Origin of the sequence: Pigmentiphaga sp. NML080357 (assembly GCF_002188465.1) — a bacterium.
GTDB lineage: Bacteria > Pseudomonadota > Gammaproteobacteria > Burkholderiales > Burkholderiaceae_B > Pigmentiphaga.
The window spans coordinates 33209-45957 of record NZ_NINW01000020.1; the positions used below are offsets into that span (position 1 = coordinate 33209).

Annotated in this window: 13 protein-coding genes; all 13 read right to left on the reverse strand. The window is 67.4% G+C overall.

What is annotated here, in order from left to right; genetic code table 11:
• Positions 1-66 precede the first annotated feature (66 nt).
• Genes CDO44_RS05080 through CDO44_RS27800 form a run of 13 tightly spaced genes read right to left on the reverse strand, consistent with a single transcriptional unit; the run spans position 67 to position 12748 of the window.
• Positions 67-1098, reverse strand: coding sequence for a hydroxyacid dehydrogenase (locus CDO44_RS05080; RefSeq protein ID WP_023098526.1), 1032 nt, complete (start codon positions 1096-1098; stop codon positions 67-69).
• Positions 1095-1349 (reverse strand): hypothetical protein, encoded by a 255-nt coding sequence (locus CDO44_RS05085; RefSeq protein WP_023098527.1) that lies wholly within the window; start codon positions 1347-1349, stop codon positions 1095-1097. The genes CDO44_RS05080 and CDO44_RS05085 overlap by 4 nt, the downstream gene beginning before the upstream one ends.
• Positions 1346-1990 (reverse strand): DUF6629 family protein, encoded by a 645-nt coding sequence (locus tag CDO44_RS05090; protein WP_003121541.1) that lies wholly within the window; start codon positions 1988-1990, stop codon positions 1346-1348. The genes CDO44_RS05085 and CDO44_RS05090 overlap by 4 nt, the downstream gene beginning before the upstream one ends.
• A gap of 53 nt (positions 1991-2043) precedes the next feature.
• The gene (locus CDO44_RS05095) at positions 2044-2943 is read right to left on the reverse strand and encodes a ribose-phosphate pyrophosphokinase (RefSeq protein ID WP_062798561.1); all 900 of its coding nucleotides are present in this window, start codon (positions 2941-2943) and stop codon (positions 2044-2046) included.
• The gene (locus CDO44_RS05100) at positions 2940-4481 is read right to left on the reverse strand and encodes a thymidine phosphorylase family protein (protein ID WP_062798563.1); all 1542 of its coding nucleotides are present in this window, start codon (positions 4479-4481) and stop codon (positions 2940-2942) included. Before CDO44_RS05100 ends, CDO44_RS05095 begins: the two co-directional genes overlap by 4 nt.
• Positions 4478-5839, reverse strand: a complete 1362-nt coding sequence (locus CDO44_RS05105; RefSeq protein ID WP_062798565.1) for an MBL fold metallo-hydrolase — start codon at positions 5837-5839, stop codon at positions 4478-4480. The genes CDO44_RS05100 and CDO44_RS05105 overlap by 4 nt, the downstream gene beginning before the upstream one ends.
• Positions 5840-5864: 25 nt before the next feature.
• Positions 5865-6362: a TPM domain-containing protein gene (locus CDO44_RS05110; RefSeq protein ID WP_003121538.1), complete on the reverse strand. Its 498-nt coding sequence runs from the start codon at positions 6360-6362 to the stop codon at positions 5865-5867.
• A 1-nt stretch (position 6363) separates the two neighbouring features.
• The gene (locus CDO44_RS05115; RefSeq protein ID WP_087779343.1) at positions 6364-7269 is read right to left on the reverse strand and encodes a YgcG family protein; all 906 of its coding nucleotides are present in this window, start codon (positions 7267-7269) and stop codon (positions 6364-6366) included.
• A gap of 1 nt (position 7270) precedes the next feature.
• Complete coding sequence (locus CDO44_RS05120; protein WP_023087277.1) at positions 7271-7882, reverse strand: LemA family protein; 612 nt, start codon at positions 7880-7882, stop codon at positions 7271-7273.
• Positions 7879-9186: an MFS transporter gene (locus CDO44_RS05125; protein ID WP_082819040.1), complete on the reverse strand. Its 1308-nt coding sequence runs from the start codon at positions 9184-9186 to the stop codon at positions 7879-7881. Before CDO44_RS05125 ends, CDO44_RS05120 begins: the two co-directional genes overlap by 4 nt.
• Positions 9187-9217: 31 nt before the next feature.
• Positions 9218-11683: a cation-translocating P-type ATPase gene (locus CDO44_RS05130; RefSeq protein WP_062798571.1), complete on the reverse strand. Its 2466-nt coding sequence runs from the start codon at positions 11681-11683 to the stop codon at positions 9218-9220.
• Between the two features lie 32 nt (positions 11684-11715).
• Positions 11716-12579, reverse strand: a complete 864-nt coding sequence (ppk2, locus tag CDO44_RS05135) for a polyphosphate kinase 2 (protein WP_003090242.1) — start codon at positions 12577-12579, stop codon at positions 11716-11718.
• Positions 12580-12589: 10 nt separating this feature from the next.
• Entirely contained in the window at positions 12590-12748 is a 159-nt protein-coding gene (locus CDO44_RS27800) for a hypothetical protein (protein ID WP_010791738.1), read from the reverse strand.
• Between the last annotated feature and the right edge of the window lies 1 nt (position 12749).

A 12749-nucleotide genomic window follows, 5' to 3' on the forward strand; every position in this document is an offset into this window, starting at 1 on the left:
GCAGCGCCGAGCGTTGCGTTGGGCGGCCCGCAAGACGCACGGTGGAAACGGGGCGGTTCGGTCGCGTCATGGCTCATCCAACCTGTTGCGCAGGCGGCCCGCATGCCAGGCTGCGATGTTCGAGATGGTCTCGTCGAGGATGCGCGCGATCGCCTCCGACGTATTGAACCCGACATGCGGTGTCACGAGCACACGCGGATGCGTCAGCAGTGGGCTGGATGCCGACCAGCCGGTATCGCAACCCAGTCCGCCGCAGCCCGTGGGCACTTCGGGAGACAGATCCCCTTCCTGTTCCAGCACGTCCAGTCCTGCTGCGGCGACGGTACCTGCCTCCAGTGCGTGCAGCAGGGCGGCCTCGTCGATGAGCGCACCCCGTGCCGTGTTGATCAGTACCATGCCCGGTTTCATGCGCGCGAAGGCCTGCCCATCGAGAAGGTGGTGCGTGGCCTGCGTGGCCGGAACATGAAGGCTCAGAACATCGCTGCTTTGCAGGATCTGCTCCCACGTCACCACGCGGACGCCGGCGATGGGCGCTGCCGTGATGTCGAGCGATGGGGCGAGGGCCGGGTCGTACGCGAGAACTTCCATGCCGAAGCCCAGGGCGATACGGGCCACGTGGCGCCCGATCCGGCCCAGCCCGACGATGCCCAGCGTCTTGCCTTCCAGCTCGAAGCCGGTGAGGCCGCGGTAAGCGAACGAACCTTGGCGCGCCCGCTCGTGGGCTTGTGTCAGATGGCGAGCCACGCCCAGCAGCAGCGCGAAGGCATGTTCGGCGACGCTGGCAGACCCATAGTCCGGCACGTGGCACACGGCAATGCCGCGTCGGCGGCAAGCCTGCAGGTCGATGTGATCGAAGCCCGCGGAGCGCGTTGCCACGAGCCGCACGCGCGGCCGCAACCGGAGCACCGATTCGTCAACGCGCGTGCGCACGAAGACGCACAGCACCTCGGTGTCTTCATCGCCGACATCGGATACCACCAGGCGTTCGTTCTGGACGAAATGCGCGTGCCAGTGGGTCGGAAGCCGTTGCTGCAGCGCGGCCTGGTCCGCCGGTGCGATGTCGGAGAACAGAACGGACAGACGGTTCTGTGCGGTCATGAGCCCTCCTCGATTACCCGGTGCAGGGACAGAATGCAGAACGCGGCGATGAAGTGCCCGATCTTGGTGCCTTGCGCGAGTCCCGCTTGCGCGAATACCGTCGGCAGCCGGCCGGCGACCGCATCGCGCATGGTCTCGAATCCGTCGAGCAACTGAACCGTGAAGAACGCCGCGCGGCGCATCGGGCCCTGCGTGGGACCGCAGTCCGCGTAGGCCAGTGCGGGCTTGAATCTGGCCGGAGGATTCGTCATGGCACGGCCAGCCTCGCTCGGGGCTCACGGAACTGCCACAGCACGATGAAGCTGAGCACAGCGGCAAAGAAGCACCACACCGAGATGAACCAGGTTGCATAGAACATGTAGGCGGCGATTGCGGAGACAAAGGCGGCCACCCCAAAAGCCGCCACGCGCCGGTGGCTAGAAACCATCAGGCTTGCGCAGGTGCCGATCAGATACAGGGCCATCGTGGTCATCACGTAGAAGTGCGGCGAGTCGTAGAGGATGTGCTGGCCGACCACGCGGGCCGTGATGGGCAGCTTCACCAGCATCGCCAGCAGGTACAGACCGACGAGCGCGCCCGCGACTGCAATGGCCACCAGAACCCGACGGCGCCAACGGACGCTCTCCAGCGCCAGCGCAGCCAGCGGGACGTAGATCGGCCACAGGACGTGCGAGAAGAACGAGTAGAGATGCGTCAGCGCCACGTTCAGCAAGGGCGCGCGGTCGGGGAACGTCAGCCACAGCATGCCTTCGAGCAGTTGCTGGACCCCGAACAGCAGCGGGATGGCGGCATACGGCAGTTCGCGCCGTGAGCGGGCCCGGCGCATGGTGACGGTCCCCAGGCCCAGCAGAACCGCTGCGGCCGTGAAACTGGCGGGTGCGGAAAAGCACATGGGCAGTCATCTCCCCTCGATCGTGAGCGTCATGGCGAGCGCGGCGCAGCGGCTCATGGCGCGCCGGCTTCCATCAGTTCCTGCACCGCTGTCGCCAGCGGTGCCACCACGCTGATGCCGTTGGAGACATGCGGCACGGTGTCGCAGGTCACCACCCGCTGGGGCCCTGCCGCAAGAAGTGCGTGGTACGCGTCGGCGGCGAACAGGGCGTGCACCCCGATGCACACCGGTGGCGGCAATCCCACGCTGCGCACACTGGCGATTGCCTGGATCATCGTGCGCGCGCTGGACACGATGTCATCGATGAGCACGGGCTGGCGGTCTGCCAGGGCCGCGGTGTCGGGAAGGCTGACCTCCACGTCCTTGTCGCCCCGGCGGATCTTCTGCAACACCGTGAACGGCGCGCCAGCCAAGCGCGCGACTTCCTGGACCCATTGCTCGCTTTCCGCATCGGGTCCGATCAACACGGGACGGTCCACATGGGCTGCGACCCAGGCCGCGATGGCGGGCGCGGACTGGACCACACGGGTCGGCACCCGGTAGACCTCGCCGAGCGAGCGGTAGCGGTGCAGATGGGGATCGACGGTGACGACACCGTCGAACACCGTCGACACCAGCGCAGCAAACGTGCGGGACGTGATGGCTTCGCCCGTGTTGAAGCGCCGGTCCTGACGCAGGTACGCCAGGTACGGGGCAGCCAGCAACACGCGGGTGGCGCCGAGGTCGCGCGCTGCGTCCGCGGCGAACAACAAGGGCAGCGCCTTGGCGTCCGGCTGTGCCAGGCTGGCCACGATCACGACGGTGCGGCCGGTGACGTCGGCGTCCAGCCGCACCAGCGACTCGCCGTCCGGGAACCGGTGCAGTTGCAGGGCAGCCCGCTGCGCGCCCAACGCCCGGATCAGTCCATCGGCGAAGTCTTCGTCGCCCGGCAGGTGAAAAACGAGAGGTTTCATAGGTTCTCCAAAATCTGGAAGATCGGTGGGCGCGAGCGGACGAACTGCAGCGCATAGGCCAGCTCGCCCGGCGCCTGGGCGTGCAGCGTGAAGAGCGGCTGTCCCGCTTCGACCTGGTCGCCCAGGCGCGCATGCACGTCGATGCCGGCGGCAGCGGCGGTCGGTGCTCCGGCGAGCTTGGCCGCCCGCGCGAGCAGCCGGTTGTCGATTCGGGAGACCCGTCCCGTGGACGGCGATGCGACGGTGTGCCGATGCGTTGCCACCGGGATGCTGCGCAGGCCGCCCTGCTCAGCGCAGATCGCCTGGAACGTGGCCCAGGCGCGGCCGTCGGCCAGCACCTGCGTGGCGAGCGTCAGGCCGCCGCCGGCGGGCGCTGCACCGCCCATTTCGAGGATGTCCGCCGCCAGCCGCAACGCTCGCTCCCGCAGGTCGGCCGGGGCCTCGGGCGTCCCTTGCAGGACGGCCAGCACGTCGCGGGCCTCCAGTGCCGGGCCGATCCCGCGGCCGACCGGCTGCTCACCATCGGTGACGCGCAAGGCCACGTGCAGGCCGATGGCGCTGCCCACCTCCTGCAGGCGCCGACCGAGCGCCGCCGCGGCCTGCGCGCTGCGCACTTTGGCGGTGGCACCCACGGGCAGGTCGATCAGCACATGGGTCGAGCCCGCGGCGGCCTTCTTGGACAGGACCGAGGCGACGAGCTGGCCCTCGCTGTCCAGGTCCAGCGGCCGCTCGACGCGGATGAGGATGTCGTCGGCGGGGCTGAGCCGTACCGAGCCGCCCCAGACGATGCAGCCGCCCGTGCGTTCGACCACGCGCCGCATGCTCGGCACATCCAGGTTCACCGGCGCCAGCACCTCCATCGTGTCGGCCGTCCCGGCCGGCGAGGTGATGGCGCGCGAGGAGGTCTTGGGCATCGTGAGGCCGCAGGCGGCCACGATGGGCACCACGAGCAGGGTCGTGCGGTTGCCGGGCAGGCCGCCGACGCAATGCTTGTCCACCACCAGCGGGCGCCCCCAATCGATGCGGTCACCGACGCCAATCATGGCGTTCGTGAGCGAGACGGTCTCCGCGAGGTCCAGGCGATCGCCGGCGCAGGCGGTGATGAAGGTGGCCAGATGCAGGTCCGAGTAATGGCCCGCCGCGACGTCGGAGATGATGGCGCTGAACTCGGCATCGCCCAGGGCATTGCCGTAGACCTTGGCCCGGACATGGCTGAGCGAATCCAGCGGCGGTGCATGGGTCACCGTGACCAGCTGGCCCGGCTGCGCCCCCAGCGACGCCCATGCCGATTCGGACAGGCCAGCGACGTTCTCGGCCAGCCAATTCCCATCGACGACGCTGAGCGTCGCCACGATGCTGCGGCGGCCGGCCGTCAGCTGCACGCGCGCCTGGGTCGTGAAACCCTCCGACCGGCAGACAGGGCAGTCGCGCCGCATGTAGACCACCGGCTCCTGATGGGTGTCGATGCCGGTGCGCCACGCCTGCAGCGTGTTCACGCCATCCTCTCCGGTGCCGGTCTCGTGCAGGTGCGCCGTCATACCAGATCCACCGTCTGCAGGTACTCGGGCACGGCAACCGACCAGCCCAGTTCATGGTCGATCCGCGCGCGCAGCGCATCGGCCGCCTCCGGCTCGCCGTGGGTCACGAAGGTTCGGCGCGGTGTTTGCGTGAAGCCGCGCATCCACGCGAGGATCTCGTCGGCATCGGCGTGGGCGGAAAGGTTGTCGAGCGAGGCCACCTCGGCGCGGATCGGCACGTCCTGGCCATGGATGCGGACGGTGGACGCGCCGTGCACGATCGCGGCGCCACGGGTGCCGCCCGCCTGGTAGCCGGCGAACAGGATGGTGTTGCGATGGTCGGGCGCGAATGACTTGAGGTGGTGCACCACGCGTCCTCCCGTGGCCATGCCACTGGCGGAGATGATGACCATCGGTCCACGACCGGCGCTGAGCGCCTTGGACTCCTCGACCTTGTTGACGATCTTCGCGGCATGGCACATGCCCTCGCATTCCTCGGGCGAGAGCCGGTGCTCGTCGCGATGGGCGTGGTACAGCCGTGTGGCATCGATGGCCATCGGGCTGTCCAGGTACACGGGCAGGTGCTGGTGGACGCGCCCTTGCTTCTTGAGCTGGTAGATGCCGTACATCAGGCTCTGCGCTCGGCCGACAGCGAACGCTGGGATGACCACGACCCCTCCACGGGCGGCCGTCTTGTTGATGACAGTCTCCAGCTGCGCCAGTGCGTCGGACGCTTCATGCTTGCGGTTGCCGTAGGTGGATTCCACCAGCAGGTAGTCGGCGCCGGGGACCTGCACCGGCGGGCGCAGCACCGGGTCGTTGGGCCGGCCGATGTCGCCGGAGAAGAGCACGGATCGCCGGCCGTCGTTGAGGTGCACGAAGGCCGAGCCGAGCATGTGCCCGGAAGGCGTCAACCGCGCGGTGAGTCCGGGCAGCGCCTCGAAGTCCTGAGAGAACGGACGTGGCGCGAACAGCTTCAGGCAGCGCTCGGCGTCCTCACGGGTGTACAGCGGCAGCGCGGGCTGGTGTTTGGAGAAACCGTGCCGGTTGGCGAACTTCGCCTCTTCCTCCTGCAGATGGCCGCTGTCGGTGAGCAGGATCTTGCACAGCTCGTGCGTCGCGGACGTGCAGTAAACCCGGCCGCGAAAGCCTTGTCGCGCCAGCAGTGGCAGGTAGCCGCTGTGGTCGATGTGGGCGTGGGTGAGCACGACCGCGTCGACGGTCTTGGGCGCGACCGGCAGCGGCTCCCAGTTGCGCAGGCGCAGCTGCTTGAATCCCTGGAACAGGCCGCAGTCCACCAGAATGGTCGCGTCGCCATGGCGCAGCAGGTATTTGGAACCGGTCACGGTGCCGGTGGCACCCAGAAATTGAAGTTGCATGGTAGGTCTCCAAAGATGTTGTCGTTCAAAGAAGGACCGGCCGATCCGGCAACTCGTTGCCGTGGTCCGCGCCCCGCGGAAAGTGCTGCACCAGCAGGTGGCTGACGGCCACGATGCCTTCCAGGGCTCCGGCCTCGAAGCGTCCCTGCGCAAACTGGGCTTCCATGCGCTGGCACACAGCCGACCACCTTTCGGCACCGCAACAGGCATGGATGCCGCGATCGGCCACGATCTCCACGGCCCGGTCGGCCAGCAGCACGTAGATCAGGACGCCGCTGTTGTGCGCCGTATCCCACACACCCAGGCGTGCGAACAGGTCCAGCGCCCGCTCGCCCGGCGATTGGTTGCGCCACAGTGGCGATCCGTCCAGCGCACCCTCGACCACGAAGCGCAGTTGGCCCCCATGCTGGAACTCTCCCGTGCGGATGGCCTGCTCGATCGCATCCAGGGCACGCGGGGGGAAGGCGCGGCGGACTGCGCGATCCGTGGTCGCAAGGTGGCGAAGAAGTCGTTGCATGTTCATCTCACCACCGTCCTGACGCGCCGCCGCCACCGAAGCCGCCGCCGCCGCCGCGGAATCCACCGCCACCACCGCCCAATCCTCCGCCCGGCCAGCCGCCTCCCCGGTGGCGCCCGTGCAGGCCGCCGTGGCCACCCATGCCGATGCCCAGCAGCGTGACGAGGAATCCCGCCAGTCCAGCCACCGCGGCCACCGCGAAGGTGCCCACCAACAGCCACGCAGCGGCACCCAGCACGCCAGCCGTGACCAGGGAGCCTGGAAGGCGGCCGAGGGCGTTGCGCAGCACTCCGCCCAGCATCAGGGCCGCGACGAACAGGAAGGGCCAGGCCTGCCCGATGTCGTTGGTCTGCCCCTGCCGCCGTGGGTCCGCCGCAGGCAGGGCCTCGCCATCGATCACCCGCATGATCTGTTCGGCGCCTGCGGCGATGCCGCCGTCGAAATCGCCCTGGCGAAAGCGCGGCGTGATCACCTCGTCGATGATGCGCCGCGACACCACGTCGCTCAGCCCACCCTCGATGCCGTATCCGACTTCGATGCGCACGGTGCGGTCGTCCTTGGCCACCAGGAGCAACGCGCCGTCGTCCACCTTGCGACGGCCGAGCTTCCATTGCTCTACCACCCGCAGGGCGTACTGCTCGACGGGTTCGGGCCGCGTCGAGCGGACCATCAGCACGGCGATCTGCACGCCCTTGCGTTGCTCGAAGGCCCGAAGCTGCGCATCCAGCGCGGCGACACGATCGGCGGCGAGCGTTCCCGTGAGATCGGTGACGCGCGCCTGCAGCGGGGGAACGGCGACCAACTCCTGCGCGGACGCGACCGAAAGGAACAGGCTCAGCAGCAGCCAGGCCAGAGCGTGGGCCAGCCGAAGAGGGGCCGCCGGAGAGAGCACCGCTGTTCTGGGCGTTCTCATGTCAGGGGCGCGCCGCCGGCGCCGAGGCGCCGAAATCGACCTGTGGCGGCGCCGCCATGGCCTTCTCGTCGGCGACCGAGAAATTGGGCTTGACGTCGTAGCTGAACAGCTTGGCCGTGATGTTGGTCGGGAAGCTGCGCGTGAGCACGTTGTAATCCTGCACCGCCTTCACGTAGCGCCCACGCGCCACGGTGATGCGGTTCTCCGTGCCCTCAAGTTGGGCACGCAGGTCTTGAAAAGCCTGGTTTGCCTTGAGTTGCGGGTAGTTCTCGCTCACCACCAGCAGCCGGCTCAGCGCGCCGGACAGTTCGCCCTGTGCCGCCTGGAACTTCTGGAAGGCCTCGGGGTTGTTGACGAGTTCCGGCGTGGCCTGGATCGAGGTCGCCTTCGCGCGGGCCTCGACCACCCGGGTCAGCGTCTCCTGCTCGAAGTTGGTCTCGCCCTTGACGGTCGCGACGATGTTCGGGATCAGGTCGGCGCGCCGCTGGTACTGGTTCAGCACCTCGGACCAGGCGGACTTGGTCTGCTCGTCCAGCCGCTGGAAGTCGTTGTAGCCGCATCCGCTCAGCGACAGGGCAAGCGCTGCGAGCAGGGACATCAGGATCAGTCTCATGGTTCGGTTTCCGTGGAAGTGAGAAAAGTGCGGGACGGTGAAGCGCTCACCAGGACGGGGTTGGCTGGCCACCAATGCCGCGGAATGAGCAGCAGCGCGAGTGTGGCGGCCAGTGGAATCGACAGCCACGCAAAGGTGCTCTGCATCACAGCGCCGAATAGCCATCCGCTGGTGGCCGATCCCAGTGTTTGTCCGAGGCCGGCTGCCGCGGCGAGCCCTCCCATCGCGATACCGAGCCGCCGCGCCGAGGTGCCGGCAGCGAGGTAGGCCAGGGTGGGGAGCACAAGACCCGTGCCCGCAGCCATGAAACTCACGCCGACGTACAGCCACATCTCGCTGCCATGGCGGGCCAGCATCAGGAGCCCGGCGATGCCCAGGACCATGCCGCAGGCCAGTACGCGGCGTGGGTCGGCGCGCTCCAGCAGGCCGGTGAAGAACAGCACCGCGTTGACGCCCAGCATCACCAGACTGCACTCGGCGAACATCAACGACACCTCTCGGGAGGAGAGATCGGGGTGGCGCTGGCCCTGCAGCACGATGCCGAGTTCAAAGCCGGCAAGCACGAACATGACCACACCGTTGAGAATCCAGAGCGCCAGGGAGCGGCTCCGGGGTGCTCCGTCGTGATCGGCTGCGTCCGCCTCTCCAAGGGAGGAAGGTGCGGGAAGCGTTGCGGCCAGGCCCAGCATCATCAGCGCGCCGAGCGCGGCCGAGAGTGCGATCACGAGCGTGGTCGATGAGCCCTGTACCAGCACGCTCAAGAAGCCCAGGCCGACAAGCCGTTCTGCAGCGGTGTTCAGGCCGGGGCCGAACAGGAACCCGAGCAGCGACATCGCACCCAGCCATGCAAAGCGCCTGGCGCGAATCGATTCTGGGGTGTACTGCGCGACGAGCGCCGGCACCACCGGCACGACCGCGGCCACAAAAAAGCCCGTCGCGCCGCGCAGCGCATAGATGCCGACCACGCCCAGGGACTCGGGGCGCAGCAGCGGGAGCAGGCTGGCCACGTAGCCGATCAGGCCCACCAGCAACACGCGGGCACGCCCCAGCCTGTCCGCCAGCATGCCCCACAGGGGCGCACCCAGCAGGATGCCCGCCGTGTAGATGCCGCTGAGGTAGCCGACATGGCGCGCAAGCGCCGCAGGATCCGCGTCGCCCATCAAGGGCCGCAGCCAGTCGGGGATCAAGGGCATCAGTGCCCCATATCCGGCCGAGACGACGAATACGGCCGCAGCGAGCCAACCCAGCTGCGCGACGCCGAGGTCTTGCTGGCGGGTGGGCCCGGATTCGCGCGGTGATCGCATGGCGCGGCTCTCTACCATGGTGGCCCGCCGCTCAGGCTGACGCGGCCGCTGGGACACTGGCACGCGACGTCACGCGCTTGATCCCCGGCAGGCGCGTGCGCTTGAGCATCAGCGCATTGATCGCGACGATCGCGGAACTGCCCGACATGGACAATGCAGCGACCTCGGGCGACAAGGTGAACGGATACAGCACCCCGGCCGCCAGCGGGAAGGCGAGCACGTTGTAGGCCACGGCCCACCAGAGGTTCTGGTGCATCTTGCGCAGCGTCGCCCGGGACAGTTCGATGGCCCCGACCACGTCGTAGGGGTCACTCTTCATCAACACCACCTGGGCGCTTTCCATCGCAACGTCCGTCCCCGCGCCAATCGCAAAGCCCACGTCGGCCTGCGTCAGCGCCGGAGCGTCGTTGATGCCGTCGCCGACCATGCCGACCTTGTGACCCTGCTGCTGCAGTTCCTTGATCTTGGAGGCCTTCTGCCCGGGCAACACATCCGCAAGCACGATGTCGATGCCCAGTTCCTTGCCGATGCGCTCGGCGGTCGCCTGGTTGTCGCCGGTCAGCATCGCGACCTTCACGCCGCGTGCCTGCAGCTTGGCGATCGTCTCGCGCGAGGTCGGCCGCACGGCATCGGCGATCGCGATGAGGCCGATCAGCCGGCCACCGCGCGCGACGTGGACCACAGTGCGCCCCCCGCCTTGCAGCCGCGTTGCCTCGCTGGCAAGGGGAGCCAGATCCACCTGTTCCGACTGCATCAGCAGCCGGTTGCCCAGGAGCACCGTCTCGCCCCCGATAGTGGCCCGTGCGCCTTGCCCATCGATGTTGGTGAAGTTCTCGGTGACCTCCGTCGGCATGTCTCCCGCACGCTTGAGCACTGCGAGCGCGAGGGGGTGCTCGGAGAACTTCTCCACCGCGGCGGCCGTCGCCAGAAGCCGCGTCTCCTCGACACCGGGCGCGGCCACCATCTCGACGACATCGGGCTGCCCCAGTGTCAAGGTGCCGGTCTTGTCGAACACCACGACCGTCAACTTGGTGGCGTTCTCCAATGCGGCCGCATTCTTGAAGAGAATGCCGTTCATTGCGCCCAGCCCGGTCCCGACCATGATGGCCATCGGGGTGGCCAGCCCCAGCGCATCAGGGCATGCGATCACGAACACGGTGATGGTCAAGGTGAGTGCGAACAGTAATGTCTGTCCCATCACCCAGTACCAGACGCTGAAGGTCAGCAGGCCAATCACGATCGCCGCCAGCACCAGCCACTGGGATGCGTGGTCGGCCAGCAGCTGGCCGGGGGCCTTCGAGTTCTGGGCCTCCTGGACCAGCTTGACAATCTGCGCCAAGGCCGTGTCCGCGCCGACCTTCGTGGCCTTGTAGCGAAAGCTCCCGCTCTTGTTGATGCTGGCGCCTACGACGGTGCTGCCCACGCCCTTCTTGACCGGCATGGACTCGCCCGTCAGCATCGACTCGTCCACTTGTGACGCGCCCTCGACGATCTCGCCATCCACCGGGATCTTGTCGCCGGGCTTGATCACGACCAGTTCCCCGGCTGCAACCTCGGCGGTCGGTACCTTGGTCTCCACCCCGTTGCGCACGACCGTGGCCATGGGTGGGGCGAGATCCATCAACGCGCGAATCGCGTCGGATGCGCCCGCGCGGGCGCGCATCTCCAGCCAGTGCCCCAGCAGGATGAAGACCAGCAGCACCGATGCCGCTTCATAGAACACCTCACCCTCGTAGAAGAAGGTCGCGCCGATGCTGAACAGGTAGCCGGTGCCCACCGACAGCACGACCAACGTGGCCATGTTGGCGACGCCGTTGCGCAGCGCGCGCCACGCCGCCACGTAGAAAGGCCAACCTGGATAGATGATCGCGGCACTTGCGAGGAAGAAAAGAAAGAGCTTGTCGTCCAGCCCGAACGGCGTCTGGAAGTCGCCGAACATCTTCCCCATCGGGGAATAGAAGAACACGGGAATGGCGAAGACCAGGGCCACGAAGAAGCGATTGCGCATGTCCCGAGCCATGTCCTGCATCGAGCCCGACCCGTGGCCCATGTCGTGCATCATGTCGTCCATCGCAGGGTCGCCTGCGTGGGCCTGGTGCGCAGCATGGGCGGCGGGCGTCGTGGCCGCAGCCTTCGCGCGTGCGGCCGTGGCGGGGGCATGCGCGTGGTGCCCCTCATGCCCCATCTCTTGCGCCTGACGTGCGGGTGCGCCGTGATGGCCGTGCACCGCATGGCTGGGGTCGGCAGAGACGCCAGCGGCGGGCGCGCACACGTGCTTGGGCGTCTGCTCGCCACGGCAGTGATAGCCGCATTCGGCGATGCGCTGGCGCAGATCCTCGACACTGAGTTGTCCCTCATCGAGATGGACCGTTGCGCTTCCCGCAACATAGTTGACATCTGCATGATGGACGCCGGGAAGCTGCAGCAGCTTGCGGCGTACTCCCTCCGCGCTCAGGCTCGATACGAGCCCTCCGACTTCAACGTTGATCGACTTCATGGCTGTTCTTCCTGTTCGCTGTGTTCGTGGTCTCAACGAGCGAGTCGGCCCGAGTCCAGGCAGTCCTGCGAGAACTCGAAGACGATCTCCCGGTCGGGAGCGATGACCTTGTGCTTCTTGCCGGCGTAATGCAGCCGGGAGAGGATGTCTCTGATCAGGTTGAGCCTCGCCAACCGTTTGTTGTCGGCGTGCACGACAGACCAGGGCGCCGCGGCCGTATGGGTGCGCATGAACATCTCGTCGCGCGCCCGTGTATAGCCGTCCCAGTGCTTCAGCGCGACGGCATCCACCGGGCTCGACTTCCACTGTTTGAGGGGATCACGGCGGCGTTCCCCGAGCCGGCGGCTCTGCTCCTTCTTGCCGATGTCGAGGTAATACTTCAGCAGCTTGATACCGGAGTTGACCAGCATCTCCTCGAACTTGGGCACTGAGTTCATGAATTCCTCGTGCTCCTCGGCGGTACAGAAGCCCATCACCGGTTCCACGCCCGCACGGTTGTACCAACTGCGGTTGAACACCACGAGCTCTTCGCCAACTGGCAGGTGCGGGACGTAGCGCTGGAAGTACCAGCCCGTGCGATCCCGGTCGGAGGGCTTTCCTAGCGCGACGACCCGTGTTTCCCGAGGACTCAGGTGTTCGACCAGCCGCTTGATGCTGCCGTCCTTGCCTGCGCCGTCCCTTCCCTCCAAGAGGATCAGGATACGGTCGTTGCATTTGATGAAATGCCGCTGCAGTTTCACCAGTTCGATCTGCAGCATGTGCAACTGTGCTTCGTAGTCCTCGCGGCCGATCGAGCGTGTCGCTGTCTCGTCGCGCGCTGAGCCGTGGGCAGTGCCGGTGCCGTCCACATCGGCCTTGTGCTTGGCGCCTTTGGCGCCCTTCTTGTTCTTTGCCATGGGTTCTCCGTTAGGTCTGGTCGCAGGCGATCAGCATAGCGTGTGTCGACGCCCGGCGGGGCGCGGCGCTCATGTCCGCATCCGAGCGGGAGCCGCAGCCATCGCCTTGTCCGTAGGCTGCAGCCAGGTACGGTCGATTGATGCGCTGACGCCAGCGGGTCTTCTTCATG

Bases quoted from the DNA above. Each gene is read 5' to 3' on its own strand.
- CDO44_RS05080 (WP_023098526.1), bottom strand. From the start codon at position 1,098: ATGACCGCACAGAACCGTCTGTCCGTTCTGTTCTCCGACATCGCACCG.
- CDO44_RS05085 (WP_023098527.1), bottom strand. From the start codon at position 1,349: ATGACGAATCCTCCGGCCAGATTCAAGCCCGCACTGGCCTACGCGGAC.
- CDO44_RS05090 (WP_003121541.1), bottom strand. From the start codon at position 1,990: ATGTGCTTTTCCGCACCCGCCAGTTTCACGGCCGCAGCGGTTCTGCTG.
- CDO44_RS05095 (WP_062798561.1), bottom strand. From the start codon at position 2,943: ATGAAACCTCTCGTTTTTCACCTGCCGGGCGACGAAGACTTCGCCGAT.
- CDO44_RS05100 (WP_062798563.1), bottom strand. From the start codon at position 4,481: ATGACGGCGCACCTGCACGAGACCGGCACCGGAGAGGATGGCGTGAAC.
- CDO44_RS05105 (WP_062798565.1), bottom strand. From the start codon at position 5,839: ATGCAACTTCAATTTCTGGGTGCCACCGGCACCGTGACCGGTTCCAAA.
- CDO44_RS05110 (WP_003121538.1), bottom strand. From the start codon at position 6,362: ATGAACATGCAACGACTTCTTCGCCACCTTGCGACCACGGATCGCGCA.
- CDO44_RS05115 (WP_087779343.1), bottom strand. From the start codon at position 7,269: ATGAGAACGCCCAGAACAGCGGTGCTCTCTCCGGCGGCCCCTCTTCGG.
- CDO44_RS05120 (WP_023087277.1), bottom strand. From the start codon at position 7,882: ATGAGACTGATCCTGATGTCCCTGCTCGCAGCGCTTGCCCTGTCGCTG.
- CDO44_RS05125 (WP_082819040.1), bottom strand. From the start codon at position 9,186: ATGCGATCACCGCGCGAATCCGGGCCCACCCGCCAGCAAGACCTCGGC.
- CDO44_RS05130 (WP_062798571.1), bottom strand. From the start codon at position 11,683: ATGAAGTCGATCAACGTTGAAGTCGGAGGGCTCGTATCGAGCCTGAGC.
- ppk2 (WP_003090242.1), bottom strand. From the start codon at position 12,579: ATGGCAAAGAACAAGAAGGGCGCCAAAGGCGCCAAGCACAAGGCCGAT.
- CDO44_RS27800 (WP_010791738.1), bottom strand. From the start codon at position 12,748: ATGAAGAAGACCCGCTGGCGTCAGCGCATCAATCGACCGTACCTGGCT.